At 42.3% G+C, this 21002-nt stretch carries 17 protein-coding genes; 6 read left to right on the top strand and 11 right to left on the bottom strand.

Features of this window, described 5'->3' with window-relative positions; all coding sequences use genetic code 11:
* Positions 1–103 precede the first annotated feature (103 nt).
* The 8 genes from A6J60_RS07875 to A6J60_RS07840 form a co-directional block, all read right to left on the bottom strand.
* Positions 104–661 carry a hypothetical protein gene (locus A6J60_RS07875; protein WP_096065495.1) on the bottom strand — a complete coding sequence of 186 codons (558 nt, stop codon included), beginning with the start codon at positions 659–661 and terminating at the stop codon, positions 104–106.
* 92 nt (positions 662–753) lie between these two features.
* Positions 754–1512, bottom strand: coding sequence for a hypothetical protein (locus A6J60_RS07870; RefSeq protein WP_193778039.1), 759 nt, complete (start codon positions 1510–1512; stop codon positions 754–756).
* 117 nt (positions 1513–1629) lie between these two features.
* The gene (gene oppF, locus A6J60_RS07865; RefSeq protein WP_096065494.1) at positions 1630–2664 is read right to left on the bottom strand and encodes a murein tripeptide/oligopeptide ABC transporter ATP binding protein OppF; all 1035 of its coding nucleotides are present in this window, start codon (positions 2662–2664) and stop codon (positions 1630–1632) included.
* A 3-nt stretch (positions 2665–2667) separates the two neighbouring features.
* Entirely contained in the window at positions 2668–3765 is a 1098-nt protein-coding gene (gene oppD / locus A6J60_RS07860) for an oligopeptide ABC transporter ATP-binding protein OppD (RefSeq protein WP_227526096.1), read from the bottom strand.
* A gap of 71 nt (positions 3766–3836) precedes the next feature.
* Positions 3837–4742 carry an oligopeptide ABC transporter permease OppC gene (gene oppC / locus A6J60_RS07855; RefSeq protein ID WP_096065493.1) on the bottom strand — a complete coding sequence of 302 codons (906 nt, stop codon included), beginning with the start codon at positions 4740–4742 and terminating at the stop codon, positions 3837–3839.
* A gap of 121 nt (positions 4743–4863) precedes the next feature.
* Entirely contained in the window at positions 4864–5784 is a 921-nt protein-coding gene (gene oppB / locus A6J60_RS07850) for an oligopeptide ABC transporter permease OppB (protein WP_096065492.1), read from the bottom strand.
* Between the two features lie 249 nt (positions 5785–6033).
* Complete coding sequence (locus A6J60_RS07845; protein ID WP_096065491.1) at positions 6034–7716, bottom strand: ABC transporter substrate-binding protein; 1683 nt, start codon at positions 7714–7716, stop codon at positions 6034–6036.
* 533 nt (positions 7717–8249) lie between these two features.
* Complete coding sequence (locus A6J60_RS07840) at positions 8250–9854, bottom strand: ABC transporter substrate-binding protein (RefSeq protein WP_096066524.1); 1605 nt, start codon at positions 9852–9854, stop codon at positions 8250–8252.
* A 785-nt stretch (positions 9855–10639) separates the two neighbouring features.
* On the opposite strand from A6J60_RS07840, the gene A6J60_RS07835 reads away from it, so the two are divergent.
* The 3 genes from A6J60_RS07835 (at position 10640) to A6J60_RS07825 (ending at position 14852) form a co-directional block, all read left to right on the top strand.
* A complete protein-coding gene (locus A6J60_RS07835; RefSeq protein WP_096065490.1) occupies positions 10640–11617 on the top strand; it encodes a zinc-binding dehydrogenase in 978 nt (325 codons plus the stop codon).
* Positions 11618–11859: 242 nt separating this feature from the next.
* Positions 11860–14217, top strand: coding sequence for a DUF4401 domain-containing protein (locus A6J60_RS07830; RefSeq protein ID WP_096065489.1), 2358 nt, complete (start codon positions 11860–11862; stop codon positions 14215–14217).
* Positions 14214–14852: a GDYXXLXY domain-containing protein gene (locus tag A6J60_RS07825; RefSeq protein WP_096065488.1), complete on the top strand. Its 639-nt coding sequence runs from the start codon at positions 14214–14216 to the stop codon at positions 14850–14852. The genes A6J60_RS07830 and A6J60_RS07825 overlap by 4 nt, the downstream gene beginning before the upstream one ends.
* Before the next feature lie 148 nt (positions 14853–15000).
* Here the strand turns inward: A6J60_RS07825 and A6J60_RS07820 are convergent, their stop codons facing one another.
* Both A6J60_RS07820 and catB read right to left on the bottom strand, forming a co-directional pair.
* On the bottom strand, positions 15001–15570 hold the full coding sequence (locus A6J60_RS07820; RefSeq protein WP_096065487.1) for a hypothetical protein: 570 nt from the start codon (positions 15568–15570) through the stop codon (positions 15001–15003).
* A 211-nt stretch (positions 15571–15781) separates the two neighbouring features.
* Positions 15782–16414: a type B chloramphenicol O-acetyltransferase gene (gene catB, locus A6J60_RS07815; protein WP_096065486.1), complete on the bottom strand. Its 633-nt coding sequence runs from the start codon at positions 16412–16414 to the stop codon at positions 15782–15784.
* 568 nt (positions 16415–16982) lie between these two features.
* On the opposite strand from catB, the gene A6J60_RS07810 reads away from it, so the two are divergent.
* Positions 16983–17288, top strand: coding sequence for a hypothetical protein (locus A6J60_RS07810; RefSeq protein WP_096065485.1), 306 nt, complete (start codon positions 16983–16985; stop codon positions 17286–17288).
* A 115-nt stretch (positions 17289–17403) separates the two neighbouring features.
* Here A6J60_RS07810 and A6J60_RS07805 read toward each other — a convergent pair whose 3' ends face one another.
* Complete coding sequence (locus A6J60_RS07805) at positions 17404–18123, bottom strand: hypothetical protein (RefSeq protein ID WP_096065484.1); 720 nt, start codon at positions 18121–18123, stop codon at positions 17404–17406.
* Positions 18124–18427: 304 nt separating this feature from the next.
* Between A6J60_RS07805 and A6J60_RS07800 the strand changes: the two genes are divergently transcribed.
* Both A6J60_RS07800 and A6J60_RS07790 read left to right on the top strand, forming a co-directional pair.
* Positions 18428–18775: a hypothetical protein gene (locus A6J60_RS07800; protein WP_096065483.1), complete on the top strand. Its 348-nt coding sequence runs from the start codon at positions 18428–18430 to the stop codon at positions 18773–18775.
* Between the two features lie 887 nt (positions 18776–19662).
* Positions 19663–20738, top strand: a protein-coding gene (locus tag A6J60_RS07790; RefSeq protein ID WP_413772355.1) for an IS3 family transposase whose coding sequence is annotated in 2 segments (ribosomal slippage) — positions 19663–19918 and positions 19918–20738 — 1077 coding nt in all. Because the reading frame shifts where the segments join, the coding sequence is not laid out codon by codon here.
* Positions 20739–21002 lie beyond the last annotated feature (264 nt).

Raw genomic sequence — 21002 nt, 5'->3', positions numbered from 1 at the left:
GATAAAAAAAGCCCCAAACATGACGCTTGGGGCTTTTTTAATAGACTAGTTTTTCACTTTAATGAGTCACTGCTCTAATGAGCAGCCAATCATAAGCATGCAGTTATTTTTTGCTAGAGTCTGGCATACCTTTATAGAATCCAGATAGCGCACAGATATGCTTCGCCATTTTAATATGATGATCAAACACACCTGTGTCATGATCGTCACTGCGTGACAATAGCCACGGTATCTTATTATGGTTTCGAGTATATTGAGTGACTGTATAGGCTCGATAGTAACCATCCTCACAAAATACGCGATAACTGGTATCAGTATACGCGCCACTGGCTTTCACACTCTTCACGTCACCAAATGCCACATTGCTTGAGCGGTAAGGACTATCCACATCCAAATACTCTTTTTCGTTTTCAGCATTACCAAATAGCGGTGGCGTTTCATTGACCAACAGCCAACGCTTGGGTTTTTCCGAACCCACTAACGTAGTAGGCTGAATGGTTTTAACCGCATCCAAGATATCCTGATACTCTTCGGCTGTAGGCAAGCTTCTCATAGCTTGTTTTTCTATATTTCGCTCCTGTACCTCTTTGAGGGTTGCGCAGCCACTAATCGTTAACAGCGAAGCCAGCGCCACAGCCAACGTCTTTATACCTCTAGTCATTTTTATACTTCCTAACCATTCTGCTTTTTTATCGATATTGGGGCATCATTTACCTAGCACTTAGCTAATGAGCTTACTGCTTGGCTGCTGAGCTACTTGCTTGCCGCATCTAATAGCTGGAATGGGAAAGTCACCACATCAAACGCCAAAGCAAACGGTAACATTACCAGCTTACCAGCTGTCGTTGCGCCATCATTGGTGGTACGTGTGGTTTCAGTCTTGGTATAGATAGAGACTGGATATGGCTTGGTCAACGCATTGTATTTTGACTGAATCAGACTCAGATTACTGACCGCAGGATAGACCCCGCCTTTGATAGGAATAGTAAAGCAGAAGCGCTGCGCTTGAATACGCTCATCGCTGGCATCGGTACATTCCTTACCACCACTTTGTAAGAAGAACTGATAGTCACTGCGCTTAAACTCATCTTTCAGCTTGGCATAAGACAGCTTCATTTCACCTTGGAAATGTCCGTCATTGTTCGGTGAATAAAAGCTCATTTCATTGTCGACACGGATATTTTGTGGGGTTAGGTTGGTTAGCAGCTTAACCATCTCTGGGCCGCCTTGACTCAGCACATAGCTGTTCTTTTCACCAACGATGACCACACTACTGGCCGGCATATTTGGTAACGCTGTAGCCGGACGACCAAAAGCAACCAGTTGATCTTCGACCAATACTTGAGTGGCACTGGTAGTACGGGTGCTGCTACTACCTGAGTTTAATACTTCAGAAGTTGCACAGCCTGATAGTCCTAAAGCAGCAACTGCCAAACTACCGAATAGCAGTGATTTAGCGTTAGACTTAACGAAATTTGATGAGTGTTTTTGTGGTTGTTGATTGACTTGCATGTCATTTCCCTATGATTATTAATGATTTAATATTACTGCATAGTCTATGTAGTAGCAATCTATTTTTATCAAACACCTCGTATTTTGTATCAGGCAGTGCTGTGGTCAGTCGCTTTATTAAGCGACCTCATGCACACCCGCCACTTTATTTTTTAAACAAGCAACTTGATGCTCAGCCGTACCTTCTAACACCGGTTTGGTTTGAGCACAGCCATCATCAGCAATCGGACAACGGGTACGGAACGCACACCCTGACGGCGGATTAATCGGACTGGGCAGGTCACCTTCTAACAGCTCAATGGTCTTGTTACGCTCAATCTCAGGATCAGGAATCGGCACAGCTGACATCAATGCTTTGGTGTAAGGATGGGTTGGATGGCCATACACCGCTTTATCGATACCAAGCTCGACCGCATTACCTAAATACATCACCAGTACACGGTCTGAGATGTGCTTCACCACTGACAAATCATGCGCAATAAAGATAAGTGCCAAGCCCATCTCTTTTTGTACTTCTTGCAGTAGGTTTATCACCTGCGCCTGAATCGACACGTCGAGTGCAGATACCGGCTCATCACAAATAATCAGCTTTGGACGTAAGATAAGCGCACGCGCGATACCAATACGCTGACACTGACCACCTGAGAACTCATGCGGATAGCGGTTTACTTGGTTGGCAAGTAAGCCCACTTTAGTCATCATATCGCGTACTTCTTGCTCCACTTCAGCCTTGGGCTTTTTAGGATAATAAGTACGCAGTGGCTCAGCGATAATATCGCCCACTGTCATACGTGGGTTCAGTGATGCCAGTGGGTCTTGGAAAATCATTTGAATGTCTTTACGGGTTAAGCGCATCTGCTTTTTAGAGGCGCCCATGATTTCTTGACCGTTGAATTTGATACTGCCTGAACGGGCTTTGACCAGTCCAATGATGGTACGCGCCAAGGTTGATTTACCACAGCCCGACTCACCGACCACACCTAAGGTCTCGCCAGCATATAAGTCAAAAGACACACCATTAACCGCCTTTAGCGTCGCTGGCTTTTGCCAAAAATAACTGCCCTTTTGCTTGATATCAAAGCTGGTCACCACATCCCTTACTTGTAATAAAGGCGCGTCATTTACCACGTTAATCTTCGTTGTCTGTGTCATGGCTTATCCCTCCATCCCTGTCACAACTTGCGCTTGTGCATCTTTTGGTTCCGTTTTGGCGACATCTTCTGATTTCCAGTGACACGCACGTTGACGCTCGTGTGGTAAGAACTCCAATGGTGGCGGTACATCTTTACAGATATCCATCGCATAGGTGCAGCGCTCGTAGAAAGGACAACCGGCTGGTAGATTAAGCAAGTTTGGCGGACTGCCTGGAATCGTCTCTAGGTGGCCACTGGTATTGTCTAAGCGTGGAATCGCACGCAGCAAGCCTTTGGTATAAGGATGGCTTGGGTTATAAAAAACATCGTCGGTTTCACCATAGGCCATGGTGCGTCCGGCATACATCACCAAGACGCGATCACAGATACCGGCAACCACACCCAAATCATGGGTAATCATGATAATAGTGGTACCAAAGTCACGCTTCAGCTCATTCATCAGCGTCATGATTTGTGCTTGTACCGTTACATCCAGTGCGGTGGTTGGCTCATCGGCAATCAATAACTTAGGGCGACATAACAGTGCCATCGCAATCATCACACGCTGACGCATACCGCCTGAGAATTCATGCGGATACATGCCAATACGCTTGCGTGCTTCTGGAATCTTCACCGCATCAAGCATCTTGATGGCTTCTTCCCACGCGTCCTTCTTGCTCATCCCTTTGTGCAAAATCAGCACCTCGGCCAGCTGATCACCAATCTTCATGTACGGATTAAGCGAGGTCATTGGGTCTTGGAAGATCATCGACACTTGCTCGGCGCGCAGTCTATTCAGCTCTTTTTCCGATAAGCCTAATAACTCACGCCCTTCAAACAATACCGAGCCGTTGGTTTTACCATTCTTGGCCAACAGACCCATAATGGCAAAGGCAGTTTGTGATTTACCTGAGCCCGACTCACCAACGATACCCAAGGTCTCGCCTTGGTGTAGATTAAAATTTAGACCGTTAACGGCGGTTACTTCACCATCTTCGGTGCTGAATTTTACGGATAAATCTTTCACCTGTAATAACTCAGGGGCGCTCGCTATCGAGCTATCAATGAGGCTCTTTTGAGCGCTCGCTTGTTGTCCTATCGTGTTGTGTTGTGCTGTCATAATAAGTCTACCTATTTTGGCTTCTGACGATTGCAATACTGTCAGATAATTGGAATTGGCTAGTTGCTGTATTAACGGTCTTTCGGGTCAAACGCATCACGCAGACCATCACCAATAAAGTTAAAACAGAACAGCGTCACAACCAAAAATACCGAAGGAATCAAAATCTGCCACGGTGCAACCTGCATGGTTTGTGAGCCTTCTTGCAATAGCGCACCCCAACTGGTCATCGGCTCTTGCACACCCAAGCCTAAGAAACTTAAGAAAGATTCAAACAAAATCATGCTTGGCACTAATAGTGAGGCATAGACCACAACCACACCCAACACGTTTGGCACAATATGACGCATGATGATGTTAAAACCAGACACACCGCCGACATGTGCCGCTTCAATAAACTCTTTGCTCTTAAGGCTTAGAGTTTGACCACGCACAATACGCGCCACATCTAGCCATGACACAAGGCCAATCGCTACGAAAATCAGCATCAAGTTACGACCAAAAATAGTCACTAGCAGAATCACGAAGAACATGAATGGGAAAGCGTTTAGAATTTCCAAAAAGCGCATCATCACTGCGTCGATTTTGCCACCTAAGTAACCTGAGGTTGCGCCATAAACCGTACCAAATAATACCGCAACGGTTGCACCGGCAATACCGACTAACAGAGAAATACGCCCGCCAATCGCAGTACGCACTAACAGGTCACGCCCAAGAGAGTCGGTACCGAAATAGTGCTTGTTCTCTAATGAGGGCGCACCCTGCATATAACCCCAATCGGTTTCTGCATAGCCAAATGGTGCAAACATAGGTACAAAAAGCACGAATAAGGTGACCAAAAATAAGATCACTAAACTGGCAATGGCGGCTTTGTTTTTGTAAAAACGACGCCATGCATCCTGCCATAGGCTTCTACCCTTAACTGCCTGAGCGGTTGGCTCTATTAAATCAATTGGCTTATCAGTGATAACACTCATAGTCGTCCTTGTTGCTTAAATCTTGCTATTTAAATTAAGGTGTTTAAGAGCTCTTGGGTCATTAATAGTGAGGACAAATCGTGCGCCTCTTTTAACGTACCTGAGACTTACTCACAGACATTTAATATTTAATTTGTGGGTCGATAACGGCATACAAAATATCGACGATGGCATTAAAGGCGATGGTTAATACACCAACCAAAATCGTCAGACTCAGCACCATGCCGTAGTCACGGTTTAGTGCACCGTTAACGAATAATTGACCAATACCGGGCAGACCAAAGATGGTCTCAATCACAATTGAACCGGTGATAATACCCACAAACGCAGGGCCTAAATAAGAAATAACAGGCAGCAGCGCCGGACGCAGTGCGTGCTTGAGCACGATGCGCTGCATCGGTAAACCTTTGGAGCGTGCGGTACGGATGTATTGGCTGTTCATCACCTCAATCATCGAGCCACGCATAATACGAGCAATACTGGCGACATAAGCCAAGGCCAGCGCGGTCACCGGTAAGATAAGGTTTTGTATAGCGCCATCGTTCCAACCACCACCTGGCAGCCACTTTAAGGTAATGGCGAAGATAAGCACCAATAATGGGGCTTTCACAAAACTTGGAATCACCACACCAATGTTGGCAAACGCCATCACGATATAATCAATCCATGAGTTCTGCTTAAGCGCCGCCACGATACCAAATATCAGCCCAAGTACGACGGCTAAGATAAAGGCGTACAAACCAAGCTCGATAGATACGGGCAGCGACTGAGCCAATAGCTCGTTGACGGTGTAGTCTTTGTATTTAAAAGACGGACCGAAGTCGCCCACCATAATCTGCTTTAAGTAGTTCACATACTGTAGCCACATCGGGTCATTTAGATGATACTTGGCTTCAATGTTGGCCATGACCGCTGGAGAAAAGCTACGCTCACCACTAAAAGGACTACCTGGAGCCAAGCGCATCATAAAAAACGACACAGTAATAAGGATAAACATGGTCGGAATGGCTTCTAATAACCGCCGAAATATAAGCTTTAACATAAACCCTCTGTTTAAAGTAATCCTATTTGCGTAGTGGTAACTGTTTGCGGCGTTGTGGCCGTTGATTTAGTTAAAACGTACGCTCTAGTTATCAATAGTCCGTTAATCTGTCATTCTTATAGTCAAAGAAATCTACAATGGTTACAAGGCAACCGAGCGCAAGTACTACAAATGTAGGCTTAGCGAGGTTAACACCGTAACCGTTTAGTATTTCGCTGACTATATTTTGTGCTTATTACTTACGATTTATCAGTGCTTTGCAATGGACACATCTTTCATGTGCCACACATCAAGCGGGTCTTGGTCTGGGAAGCCAATCACATACGGTTTAACCAAGCGAACACCTACATAATGGAACATATTTAAATTTGGCATATCGGTATCAAGCTGAGCTTCTGCTTGCTGATACAAACTGGCGCGCTGTTTGGCGTCCACACCCTCAAGCAGTGTTTGATTGAGTAAGCTATCAAACTGCATACTGCTATATTTACCGTGATTATTCGTGTTGTCCGTCTTTAAGGTATTGAGGAATGACGATGGTTCGTTATAGTCACCACACCAGCTCGAACGTGCGATGTCGTAATTGCCATTACGGCGCGTATCTAGATAGGTCTTCCATTCTTTGTTCACCAGCTCGATATCTACCGTGTCATCGCCAAGCGCATCTTTGATAATAGAGCTGAAGGCGACGGCGATTTTTTTGTGGTTGTCACTGGTGTTATAAAGCAGTTCAAACTTAAGCGGATTGCTAGCGCTATAACCGGCCTGCGTTAATAGTTTATTCGCCTCCTCGATACGCTTCTCTTTGCTCCACGCTTTCCACTGCGGCGTGAAGTTATTCATACCGTTGGTCGATGGCGGTGTCAGCTGATAAGCAGGCTCTTGCCCCTGCCCCATTACTTTTTCAGCGATAATGTCGCGGTCTAACGCAAGCGCTAACGCACGGCGAACACGCGCATCATTAAATGGCGGTTTGACCGTGTTGTATTTGTAGTAATAGGTACACAGACGCGGTGCAACGCGAAGCTCATCACCCATTGACGCTTTGATATCGTCAAATTGCTCTGGCGGTACTTCAGCGCTCACGTCCACCTCACCTGCTTTGTAGCGAGAAACGTCAGTCGTTGGAGAAGAGATAGGAAGGATAGTTACGGTTTCGATAACCGTATTGGCATCATCAAAATACTGCGGATTGCGCTTAAGCTCAATGTGGTCATTGACTCGCCAATCACTCAAGGTATAAGGACCATTGACGACAATATTATCGGCATTGGTCCAATCATCACCATACTGCTCAACGGTGTTTTTATGCACCGGTTTGGTCGAGGTGTGAATTAGCATATCTGGGAAGTAAGGCACTGATTCAATCAACGTAATCTGTACCGTTTTGTCATCAAGTGCTTTGATACCTAAGGTATCGACACTGGCATTGCCATTCATTACCGCTTCTGCACCGTTTACTTTGGCATCGACCAAGTAACTGGCATAAGGCGAGGCGGTATTTGGGTCTACCAAACGCTGCCAACTGTAAACAAAGTCATCGGCCGTCACCGGGTCGCCATTACTCCACTTGGCATCACGTAGCTTGAAGGTCCAGACCTTATTGTCGGTACTCTCCCAGCTCTCTGCCATACCTGGCACAGTTTTACCTTGACGGTCGGTATCAACCAGACCAATAAATAACTGGCGAATGATGTTGCCTTCAGGCACAGCGGAAACTTTATGCGGGTCAATAGATTCAGGCTCTGCGGTATTGTTAATAACAATACTTTGGTCCTCTGCTAGCACGGTATCGTCAATACTTTGATTATTGACGGCTTCTTTATCACCACACCCGACTAAAGATATGCTGAGTAAAGCGGTTAAAGCCAATGCTAACGATGGTTTGGCCAATGGCTTAGCGATTGACTGGATACGCGGAGACCTAATCATATAGACGTCCTTGTTTAAGTTAACGGCAATATCGATGAAACGATACATAACAAGACGCCAAGTACTATTTCGATATAGTCAGCGAAAGACTAAACGGTTACGGTGTTAACCTCGCTAAGCCTACATTATGTAGTACTTGCGCTCGGTTGCCTTGTAACCATTTTAGACTTCTCTGACTCTAGCACAACGCATATCAATAGCACGAGGCAAATGGGGTCGGCCTCTCAGCCGAGATTTTAAAATAAAGTATAAAATTAAAAATAAGAAATTCTGAGCAACAGTCAGTCAGCGGTTAAGCCGATACAAAGCAGACAGGAGACAGTACGGCGTACGTTAAGCGAGTCTGACACTGTAACGATTTAATGCTGAATAACGATATTAATACCACCGGTAGAAGAAGGCACTGTGCATGGCGGGTGCAAGCTTGTTGCATCGTTGCAATGACACCAAGCAAAGCTACCTTATTCTGAGGTGAGTCGGCTGACTCTGGTCAGCCGACTTGGGTTTAAGGCAATTAAAATCTATAACAAGGTCTAATACTTAGCAATATGAATGTCTTTGCCCTGCCAGTTATCCAACGCATCCTTGGTTGGGAATCCAATAACATACGGCTTAACCAAACGTGGGCTAACATAGTGATATATATTTAATAATGGCATATCAGTATCTAACTGGACTTCTGCTTGCTTATATAGCTCAGCACGCTCCTCAGCAGTCACCCCAGTCTTAAGGGTTTGAGTCATTAAGTTATCAAACTGAGTGCTTGAATATTTACCATGGTTATTACTGTTGCCAGATTTGACAATATTTAAGAAGGTAGACGGCTCATTATAGTCACCACACCAAGCGGCACGTGATATTTGGTAGTTACCGTTACGGCGTGTGTCTAGATAGGTTTTCCATTCTTTATTGACCAACTCCACATTCACCATGTCTTCGCCAAGTGCTTGTTTCCAAAGCGAGCTTGCCGCTACAGCGATTTTCTTGTGGTTATCATTGGTGTTGTAAAGTAGCTCAAAGGTTAAAGGATTGCTGGCGCTATAACCGGCTTCGTTTAACAGTTTCTTCGCTTCTTCAACACGTTTTGCTTGATCCCAGCTCTCCCACTCAGGCGTGTTATTGCTCATGTTATTGGTTGCCACAGGCGTCAGCTGATAGGCTGGAGTTTGACCTTGTCCCACTACCTTATCGGTAATGGTATTACGATCTAATGCCAACGCTAACGCACGACGCACACGCGCATCATTGAATGGCGCTTTAACTGTATTAAATTCATAATAATAGGTACATAGCATTGGAGATACCTGCACCTGATCGCCTAACTGATCTTTTAGTGAGCTGAACTGCTCTGCTGGAATTTCATTATAAGTGACATCAATCTCACCAGCTTGATAACGTGACACATCGGTCGTACTTGATGGGATGGCCAACATGGTAATTTGTTCTAGCTTAGTATTGGCATTGTCAAAATAACTTTCGTTACGGGTTAATACGATCTTATCATTAACTTGCCAATCTTGTACCTTGTAAGGACCGTTGACTACCATATTGGCAGGATCTGTCCATTTATCACCAAATTGCTCAACCGTCTTCTTATGCACCGGCTTGGTTGAGGTATGGATTAGCATGTCAGGAAAATAAGGAACTGGCTCTGATAAAGTCACCTGTAGCGTCTTATCATCAATAGCCTTAACCCCTAGAGTGTCAGGCGAGGCTTCACCATTAATAATGGCATCAGCACCAACCACTTTGGCATCAGCGAAGTAACTGGCATAAGGCGATGCGGTATTCGGATCCACCACACGGCGCATACTGTAAGCAAAGTCTTCGGCGGTCACTGGATCGCCATTCGACCAGTTGGCATCACGTAATTTGAAGATCCATACCTTGTTATCTTCAGACTCCCAGCTCTCAGCCATACCTGGTACAGTTTTGCCTTCGCTATCTGTCGAGGCCAATCCGACTAATATTTGACGTAAGATATTGGCTTCTGGTACGCCCGATACTTTGTGCGGGTCTAATGATTCAGGCTCAGCGCCATTATTGATGACCATCTCTTGTTTGTCTGCCATGACATTCGGGTCAATATCTGCTGAACTGCTGGTTGCACTGTTATCACCACCACAGCCTGCCATCATTACTGATAGCGCAAGGGTAGTCGGTAGAAATAGACGATTTAATACAGTTGTTTTATGCACAATGAAGTCCTTTTTATTGGGAGCGAGTAAATAAATTGCTAAAATTCTAATATCATCCGTTATATAAAAATAATAAAAGGCCTTAAGTGACAAGAATATGACCTGTCATCTTAGGGACTGTATAAAATAGTAATAAGCCCTTTGATAGCGGGCTTTATTTTAGAGAATTATTTTAACATTTGTCATTATGACACTGACAAAACTTAACGGTTGTCTTAGATTGTAAACATATTAATAAAAAAAATATATGTGCTTGTCAATAAATTTTCATAACAACCTGTTATATAGGCAGTATCAGCGACCTGTTAGGCTAGGTTTTTAGAGCATTACAGAAATACAATTTATTAACGCTATACTCGCTATTCACTTTGCTTATAGTCATAAAATATTGTTTTTATTACGCTTTTATTAAAATTAATGATCAATATACGCTTATAAACTTAACCACAATCAGAGTATGGTTTATCAACATCGATAGGATAAAAACAAATAATAGGCTAAAACACCCGTTCACATCATAAAACCTCAAACCATCAAATCTGACACCATAAACAGCCGAATACTGCTTCAATAGCCACAAAGTAACCAAAATCTAACTGAGAATAATCCGTCACGCTTGTTACGGTAGTACTTATCTATTGATTGATAAATTTAAGCTTACTTGATAGCTAAGCTCTAATAACAAAGACAAAAATTCTAATGATAAAAATTTAAGGACATTCACTATGAAATCAGCTTCTTATAATAGTTATGGCAAACCCTCTGACGTATTAGAGATTGTCGATGCGCCTAAACCTGAACCAGCGCCACATGAAGTACGTATCAAAACCATCTTGGCCTCTATCCATAACCATGATTTGGTCACCATCAGAGGGCAGTACGGTGATAAACCTGAGCTGCCAGCCATTGCCGGTAGTGAGGCTCTTGGGGTTATCGATGCCATTGGCTCTGAGGTTGAGGGCTTTGAGGTCGGTCAACGGGTTGCCGCAGCCAGCGTCACTGGCACTTGGGCCGAGTATTTCACCGCGCCTGCGAAAATGGTATTCCCCGTGCCTGATGAACTAGAAGATGAGATGGCCGCTCAGCTGATTGCGATGCCGTTAAGTGCCTTAATGCTGCTTGAGTTTTTAGACGTCAAACCCGGTCAATGGGCTATATTAAATGCCGCCAATGGTGCAGTGGGCAAAACCTTTGCCATGCTCGCCGCTGCGCGCGGTGTGCACAGCATTAGCTTGGTACGCCGTGCCGAAGCCGTGCAAGCATTAAAAAACTTGGGTATTGAGCATGTGGTCGATACCTCAGAGTCAGACTGGAAGGATCAAGTACGTCGCATCGTTGGTGACGCGCCAATCAGTGCCGCAGCAGACTCGCTTGGTGGTGAAGCCAGTGGTGACTTGCTATCACTACTTGGCGAAGGCGGCACGCTGGTATCTTTTGGGGTGATGTCGGGTCAGCCGATGATCTTAAACCCCAGCATGCTTATCTTTAAGCAAGCAGTTGTTAAAGGTTTTTGGGGCAGTAAAACCAGTCGTGAGATGGATTTGCAAAACAAACGCCGCCTCATTAATGAACTTACTCAACGTGCGCTGAACCGTCAAATGACTCTGCCGATTGAAGCGGTTTATGACTTAGACGATATCAAACAAGCGGTATCAGGTAAGGTGCAAAAAGGCAAAGCAGGCAAGGTATTGTTAAAGCTTTAAATCACTTATTGAATAGAGTTCTATTCACTACAAAAAATAGCGCTGTCCATCTGGGCAGCGCTATTTTTTTTATATCAATGGTTATACTGATTGTCATCATCAGTGGTTGTTATTAATGCTATTATTTATCTATATTTCTAAAACCTTTATTGTTTAACGCTTAATAGGGTTTACAGCTTTATAGTGTTGAAAACTCAAACTCCCTATTATTACAGGCTACAAGTTACAGGACGTATTTACTCATGCCCTCAAGGCCACCGCTTCATTCAGCTACTGACGCTTTAGATAGCAGCACCGACGCTACTCAATCTCAAAACCAATCACTGTCTGGTTATCCCCATCATAACCAAACTGACCATCTCCCCAGCCGTCAGAGTTGGCTACAGTTCTTTGATAAGTCATTACTGATTATTGGCGCCATTGCCGTGGTATTGGCGTTGGTGTTTTTTGTGGCTTATAACTGGTCAGATATGGGCAAGATGGCAAAGTTTGCACTGGTTGAGGGGTCATTGGTTGCTAGTATTTTGGGCTATGCACTGCTTGCCTATCAGCGCCGCTTTCAGTTAGCGCAGCAGTTACTGTTGGTTGTCGCTAGTATCTTAACCGGCAGCTTATTAGCGTTATTTGGTCAGGTCTATCAAACAGGCGCAGATACTTGGCAACTGTTCTTTAATTGGGCATTGTTTATCATCCCTTGGGTGCTGATTGCACGCCTGCCAGCACTGTGGCTCGTTTGGCTCGGTCTTCTCAACCTAAGCTTGAGTTTGTCCGCTGGTAGCGCTGGCTTTTGGTTGGCCACCCATGGGTTGATGGGTCTAGATATTACATCGGTTTACTTAATGGCGTCTGCTGTATTAAACATCGCAGCACTGGTTTTATGGCTAGTATTTATGCCCAATCGAGCGCATGGTGTCTCATTAAATGGTGAACACCCTACCGCGCATATTAGCGAGCACAATACTGAACATAGTGGATTAGCACAATACAAAGCACTGCATACTCGCCTACTCAATAGCGAGTATCACTGGAGCACCTATGTGGTTGGAGCAGTAGCGACTTTTTACACCACTAATTTGGGCTTATTTGGCATCTGGGGCTATTATGACAATCACCTCTCAGTATTTGTGACCTTCCTACTATGGGCGGGCTTTATGGGATACCTATATTGGCGCTTTCGGGTAAAGCAGATTGATATATTAATGCTGGCCTATTTGTGTGGCTCAATAATCATCGTGGTGATGGCTTGGTCAGCAGACTTCCTATTAGATTCGTTAGATGTGTTTGGTTTTTTCCTATTAACCATTTTATTTAGTGCAATCAGTGCCGGTACCGTATCTTGGCTTCTATCGGTTATTAAGATTAAAGAGGCTGATAAGATTAAAGAAACTCAGTCAGACTCACCCGCCTATACGGCCAGTCAGCACCCATCAGACGATGCCACATCAGAGCCTTCAGCCGTATTAGACAGCATAGACAGCAACCAAGCATCAGAGTCCACGCCTTGGTATTTACACCTATTTTTAGGCTTGAGTGGCTTGGTATCCGGGCTATTAATGATTGGCTTTTTGGTGCTATTAATGTCTAACAGTCTTGATAGCACTATCACACAAATGATTGTCGGGTTTATTTTATTATCAATAAGCTTGCTCGTTTTTAAAATCAATAGCCAACAGTCCCAAACCTTTATCAATAGCCTTGCCTATCCGTTTAGTGTGGCTGGTCAACTATTTTTAACAGTGGCACTTTTTGGCACACTCGACTCAGCACCACTAAGCGTGACCATTCTGATTGTGTTACAGCTGCTGTTATATTTATTGGTTAATGACTTCTTGCATCGTTTAATGAATGCGGCTGTTGCCCTATCCTGCGTGCTGTGGCTGCTGGCTTACTATCAAGCGCCAGAGCTTTCTGCTGCGCTATTGGCACTTACTTTATGTGTGTTTAGCTTACAAGCTGATCAGTTTTTACAATTTATTAAACCCAGCAACCGTCCTAAAGCGCGTGCATTATTCCAACCGTTGGCCTACGCCAGCATGCTACTGTTACTGGTGGTTTCAGTGTTGTTTATCTCCGCTGAATATGGCGGTGCTATTGCCAACACAGTCAATGAATTCCATTACCACTACCCTCTAGCTCAAGGCTTACTGATTGCTGTCAGCTTATATGCGACACATATTTTATTGCGCCGTTATAACAGCGGTTTAAATTCCAAAACTGGCGTCATTATCGCAGCAACAGTGATGACACTGGGCATCTTATCGGTCTATGTCTCAGGGCTACTAGCAACCTGCTTGGTCATCGTGATTGCTATGGCAAATCAGCAAAAGCGCATCATAGCATTGGCAACCATCGCACTGGTCGGCTATATATTTTGGTATTACTATCAGCTAGATACCACGCTACTGGTCAAATCACTATCAATGCTTGCCGTCGGTGTGGCGTTGCTAGTAATCCGTTGGCTATTGATCAGTAATTATTTTGCTAAGTCGCTTAGTTATACCGACTTAGTATCTCAAACAAACACTAAAACCATGCAAACTGACAATCACAGTCTTAACACCCACCAAGGTCAGGCTAACGACAAGGAGTCAGGCGAATGAGTATTGCTATTTCTAATAATGGATCGGGTGTAAACAAACCACTATCGACACCGATTAAAATTAGCATCGCTTTGCTGACCTTGATTGCTGTCTTAGTGATAATGAATGTCACCATTAACAAGTATGAAACGCATCTGAACACAGGAGATACTGTGCTATTAGAGCTAGCGCCAGTTGACCCTAGAGGACTGATGCAAGGCGATTATATGCGGCTTAACTTTGCCATTGCTGATGATATTACTGAGGCATTAAAAGACATTCGAAAAAACCGAGCAGACGATAAAAACATCACCCATGACTTCGAATACAACAGTGACGGCATTGCCATTGTCAAAGTAGATGACCATAACGTGGCCCACTTTGAACGCTTGGTGCCTTTTGAATCGGTAGACAGCTTTGATAGGGCTAGCCTTGCCTCTGATGAAATGGCGTTACACTTTAGGATTCGCAATGGTAGCATCAAATTTGCGACCAATGCCTTTTTCTTTCAGGAAGGTCATGCAAAAGACTATGAAGCGGCTGAATATGGCCTGTTTCGAGTTAACCAGCAAGGCGAGCCTTTATTAGCGGATATGGTAAATAGCGAATTTGAAGTGATTAAAGGCGGAATGATGACAGAAGAAGAGACAGAGTAGTTAATATTAAGCCAGTAATAGCTCTAGGGTTTAAATTAACTATTGAAAATAGCGTAGGTTCTGCTCCATCAGCAACAGTGATAGCCGGTGTAATCACAACACCTTAGTCTATCTTGGTTATCTATAATGATATTTTCGATGTTTTAAATTACCCATACCAATTAGGTGCAAGCATATATCTTAAAATAGCAGATATTATTAATATAAGTAGCGTACCACCAATTGCTGAACCTAGAGAGGTACCACCTCGTTCAATCAACCAAGCCTTGGCTGTTTCGATATTATCGGACTGCGCCAATGCTTTGTTGACTTGTTTGATACTAAAGTATAAATAAATATGGTTACAAAAGAAGGCTAAGATAACGCCGAAGATAAAATAGGATGCGACAGGTAGCTCATTATAGGCAGCCCTGCCCAATACATGCATCAGCATGACATCGATGAGGCTAACGAATGACAAATAAAGTGCTGCATAGATAATCATTCTGCGATAACAAAGCCAAGCTATATTAAAAATAAGACCAGCAAGATTAAAGCTTGGTAGTGATAACGCTATCTTAGAGAAATTAAGATGGGCTTGACTGCCTTTAAACCATTTATTGCGATAGTAACGGTTATATTGATCACCAACAAATGCTGAAAGAAGCTCATCCGCTTGATTTACAGGCGTAGGGTGCTTTATTTTCTTCGAGGGTTTGTCGATGTCATCTGTGGTCATATAGGCTCTAATTGGCAGGCTGTTATATTTGATTTATAGGTATATGCAGTGTATCAGATATTAAAAACGGTATCTGTAAGAAGGTATAGAGGCGTAAGGCTTTACTTAGATTTTAAAAGATTAAAAGTGCTTAATTCGGGCAGGTTTAACAAACATCATACCCATAAAAAAAGTAGCGGTGACACCGCTGCTTTTTTTATTAAATCAAATTTTAACCTGATATCTGTCGCTGCCAATACTCATAAAGCTCATTAATTTTGGCAGAGCATAATAACGGCATGGCATCTTTGATTTGTGCTTCTGTCCAAAACCACCACTGCATCTCAAGTAGCTGCTCTATCTCAGATTGTGAGAAACGATAACGAATCAGCTTTGCAGGGTTTGAGCCCACGATTGCATACGGCTCGACATCCTTGGTAACCACTGCACGACTGGCAATAATCGCCCCATCGCCAACGGTGACACCTGGCATAATCATCGCCTCTGTTCCAATCCAAACATCATTGCCAATCACAGTATCACCTGCCCGCTCAAAACCATCGACGGCATCAACGAAGTGGACATTGTCTTGATAAAAGAAGGGAAAGGTGGTGACCCAAGACGCTTGATGACCTTGATTACCGGCCATCATAAATACCGCGCCAGAGCCAATAGAGCAATAACGGCCAATGATGAGTTTATCCACATCATCTCTGTCTGGCGCCAAATAGCGGGCACAGTCATCGAAGCTGTGACCGTGATAATAGCCAGAATAATAACTGTAATCACCAACGATAATATTAGGATTGGTGACCTGCTCCTTTAGCGGTATGCCTTTAAAAGGGCTGTCAAAATAGTTGTGCATAGCATATACCAACCTCTATCATCAAAGCCTAAATCATAAAATATACTCATCGTATCCTAGCATATCTGATGAGCGTGTCACTGTTAGGCCTCACTAAAAGAGGCTGGTCGCTGCGGTTATTATCGAGCTATTTAAATCTCGAACCGTTTATATGCCACGACTTAATGGCTTATATACACCGACTTGATGTTAATACCGCCTCAGCAGCTTACAGTATCAGGGCAAACGTAATAATCAACACAATCAGTGACACTGCTCTGATGGTATAAATCGGATCCTTAATCATAACACCCTCTTTATCGTCTATTAAGAAAAGACAAACGCACCGATAAATTGTGTAATACTAAATCTTGTCATGCTCATTTTTGCATTACAAAATTAAGGCAACACCTCGGCTATCATCAGAATACAACCTTAATATGACAATAGTATTAAATCCTTAATAATTTTATGGGTATAGGGTGTTATGATTTAATTTAACATTTGTTTCTTGCTTATCAGCTTGCGGTTTAATCATTCAATAAAATAAAACAGTGCTTGCACACAACATTATTTAAAAGGACTAAAAATGAATCTCAACTTAAGCACCTTAGGTCTCATACTGGCACTAATCTCTATGATTGGACAAATCTGGGAGCTGGTATGCATGGGTAAAAAGAAGGAATTTTTACTGCTGGGCTTAACTCTTGTATTTATCGTTGCTGGTAGTTTTTATCAGGTATTGGGAGTTGCTTTATTAGCGATTAAGGTCATATTTTATTCACGCTATTGGTCTGAGAAAAGCATACGCAAGCCTTTGTATCTGCAACTGGCTCCTATGGTAGTCGCCTTGATCTTGTTTGGCATTGTGCTAACGCTCGCTTCAGGTATGTAGGGTTAAGTAGGATAGTGTATGCACTGAGATATATTAATAAAAGCTCTGCGGAGTTTTTTAGATTCGCAAGAGCCAAGCTGTGCTTGGTTAATAGGAAAAGGAAGGGAGTCCTACCTTAAGTGGTGCGATACATATACCAACCGCCGCCCATAGCTTCTAAAGAAATAACGGTTGAACCATAAGGCGGAATCATATCGCCAACCTTAATACCATAGATATCAGACTTAATATAACCATATTCATTATCCAAAAACCCACCGACCGTTAACACCGTATATCCTTGTTCATTATCTAACTGTATCGCCAAAACCGAATCGAGCTTGTCACGTAGCATGACTACTGAATCAATATCTAACTTATCCGCTTCAATCGTCGTCGCATACGCCTTCTCGATAGCTGCTCTTGTTAAATACTGCTCATCATTTGAAATTAATGTGCTGTTTAGCACCTTGTGATATCGTCGCATATCGCTTAACGAATAAATACCTTGCGCCTCACTGACAGCCTCTATCGTCTCAAAATTGTTTTTATTGATCAGATAATGCACCCTATATCCCATTTCGAACCCAGCAAATGTTATAAAGACAGCACAAATAACGGATAGTCTGACTAGTTCCACATAGGCTTCAGGTTTTTTAAAGCCTATTGCCATAACCTCTACAACACAACGAATGACAGCAACTACCAAATAAATAATAAATCCAAAAAACAAGACAACCTCACCGAAGGTGCCAAGCCAAGGACCATTAAAAACAATAATAATCAGTAACGTTAAAACGACTGGTTTTGCAAGAAACTTAATCCATCTTAGAGCTATTGAGCTATCCCTATTCATACGCCAAAACCTTGATTTATTTTTAAAGTCATTTTTTATAGTTAAGCTATATAACTGTTAATAACATCATGCTAAACCTTGAATATGTGATTGCTAAGTAGCAGTTATGGAAAAGAGATGAAATACAGCTTTTAGCATCAGTGATGATTAAAAAAGTAAGCGTAGTTGCAAACAATAAAGACAAATATCCAAGAACAAAAAGATGAGAGAATTATTAATTATTTATGAATTTATATATCAATTCTTGGTTTAGTATAAGAAAGTGTGCATAATTAAAATCACTACAAATAACAAGGAGTAAGTTATGGGCGTTTCTATTTATTGGACGGCAGAGCGTGATACTAAATTAACAGAAAATGAGCAGTCTCAAATAAATACCATTATCAGTAAATATAATAACGAATTTGAATATGCGGACGAAGCTGAGACCTTCACTCCCTATGAATATGATACTGATGAGCCAACAGAAATTTTCTCAGGTTCAGTAAAAATTTCTGCATTTGATGATGTGCATGCCATATTACATTCAATAGACTACTGGCTTGCCTGCTTATCCGAAATACGTCATGTGATTGACAATGCCTCATGGCATGTTCACCTAGATGATAGTGACGCTGTCTGGGACGGTGAACGTTGGTTAATGTCGGAATAGTTTCTTTACTAAATAATTTTGACGCTATTTTAACTTTGAAAAGTGCGATTGAACTTAATGACTGATCGAACCTAAGAAAGCACCTATTTGGGTGTATTTATATTTTTAGCTTGAATGCTTGCTCTTAATATTATCCAAAAGAATAATACTTGTTGTAAGGCTTATCTACTTAATAGAAACGTATTTGTGTTATTGGTCTGATAAAAGCATACACAAAGTGCTGTATCTGCAACTGATTGTTGGGGTGTTGTGTATGGTGGCTTTGAATTAGGAAAGTGAATAGAGCATTAAAGCCTAAAAAAATTTTATTTTATAGAAGTAGTGAAAAAGTCGTATCAGAATCACTGCTTTTTCTATTCAAGACTTAATAACTTCAACACCATAACAATTAGACTGTGAGTTAAATACCCTTTCATGGCAATAAGTAACAGTATTTTGGTTATATTGCTCTAATTCTCTTAAATCATTATTCTTGCTTTCATAACTAATAGATTTAGGCTGGGACTTGTAAAAGTCAAGAATCTCTTTCCAAAGAATATTAGGATTATCTGGTATTAAGTTCTCTAAATCATCTCTTATAAAGATATACCTTATAAAACTTTTACTACTTAAATTAAACTCCCACACCATTTCCTTGTCAAAGTCATTACTTTGATTCAAGTTAAACCCCCGATCCGATAGAAGGCATGTTTCATTATTAAAAGTATATATGCGAATCCTTATACAAAGATTAGGATTTTCCAAAATGTTTTTAACAATCATTTCCAGAAGATTAAGCTGTCTATCTTCATCCATAGGAGTTAATAAAAGAAATACTGTAACTATCCCCTAAAATAACACAGCTCAAACGTAGAATTTCTTATAAAATACCCATAAGGAGTTTTAATATGAGCAAACGAATGACTGAGACCCAAATAGTATCCATTTTAAAAGAAGCAGAAGCAGGAATACCTGCTAAAGAGCTGTGCCGTAAGTACGGAATTGCTAATTCGACTTTCTATAAATGGCGTTCCAAGTATGGAGGCATGGAAGCCTCTGATGTTAAGCGACTAAAAGAGCTTGAAGAAGAAAACCGTAGGCTTAAACAGATGTATGCTGATTTAAGCCTCAAAGCGCAAATGCAGGAAGATATCATAAAAAAGCTATAGCGCCTGCTTGTGAGCGCAAAGTCTGGGCTCAAGAATTGCAGGCGCAGTATGGTGTCAGTATTGCATCGAGCTGTCAGGTGGTCTGTATGAGTCGAACCGCTTATTACTATAAGCCTAAGCTATCTGATGATAGTGAGATTATTGATGTCTTAAATGAACTAACAGATAAGCACAATCGTTGGGGTTTCCCAAAGTGTTTTAAGCGTATACGCAAGCTTGGCTATTCATGGAATCATAAACGAGTACACCGTGTTTATAAAGCTTTAAACTTAAACCTACGCCGTAAGTCTAAAAGACGGCTACCAACACGTAACCCCCAGCCGTTAAGTGTGCCAAACGCATTGGGTCATACTTGGTCTATGGACTTTATGAGCGATAAGCTGCACAATAATATTCGCTTTCGAACCTTTAATGTGATTGATGATTACAACCGCGAAATACTCGGCATTGATATTGGTACCAGCATTCCCTCACTCCGAGTGATTCGCTACCTTGACCAGTTAGCCGAGTGGCATGGTTATCCTAAGCAAATTCGTGTGGATAATGGTAGTGAGTTCACCTCTAAAGTGTTTACTGATTGGGCAACGGCTCACGGTATCTATATTGACTATATTGAGCCTGGCTGTCCTTATCAGAATGCTTATATTGAACGGTTTAATCGTAGTTACCGCAATGAGGTTTTGGATTGTTATTTATTCAATGATTTAAATGAAGTCAGTCAACTGACTGAGGAGTGGATCACGGTTTATAACACCGAAAGACCCCATGATTCACTTAATGATATGACACCTGCCCAGTATAGACAGGTGGCTTAATTATTCTACGATGATGTTGTGTTAAGAATGGGGTATTTACAATACTATTCCAAGCCATTCCTTATATTCACTTTCGGTTATATTTAGTTCATCACATAAATAAGATTGCTGCGGCTTACTCCCTTGTAAAACCCTTTCAAAATTTTCTCGATGTATAGGGTTGGTTGGAACGCTCCCTTTTAAATCTGAAAAAGTATTTAATATCATTTTAATAGAATAAGGTGACCCCTGCCGTCAAATCCGTACACCTAAACTTGGGAGATT

This window comes from Psychrobacter sp. FDAARGOS_221, from assembly GCF_002313155.2.
Taxonomy (GTDB): domain Bacteria; phylum Pseudomonadota; class Gammaproteobacteria; order Pseudomonadales; family Moraxellaceae; genus Psychrobacter.
Note: the sequence above shows the minus strand (reverse complement) of the source record. Positions and strands in the feature narration are given on the sequence as shown.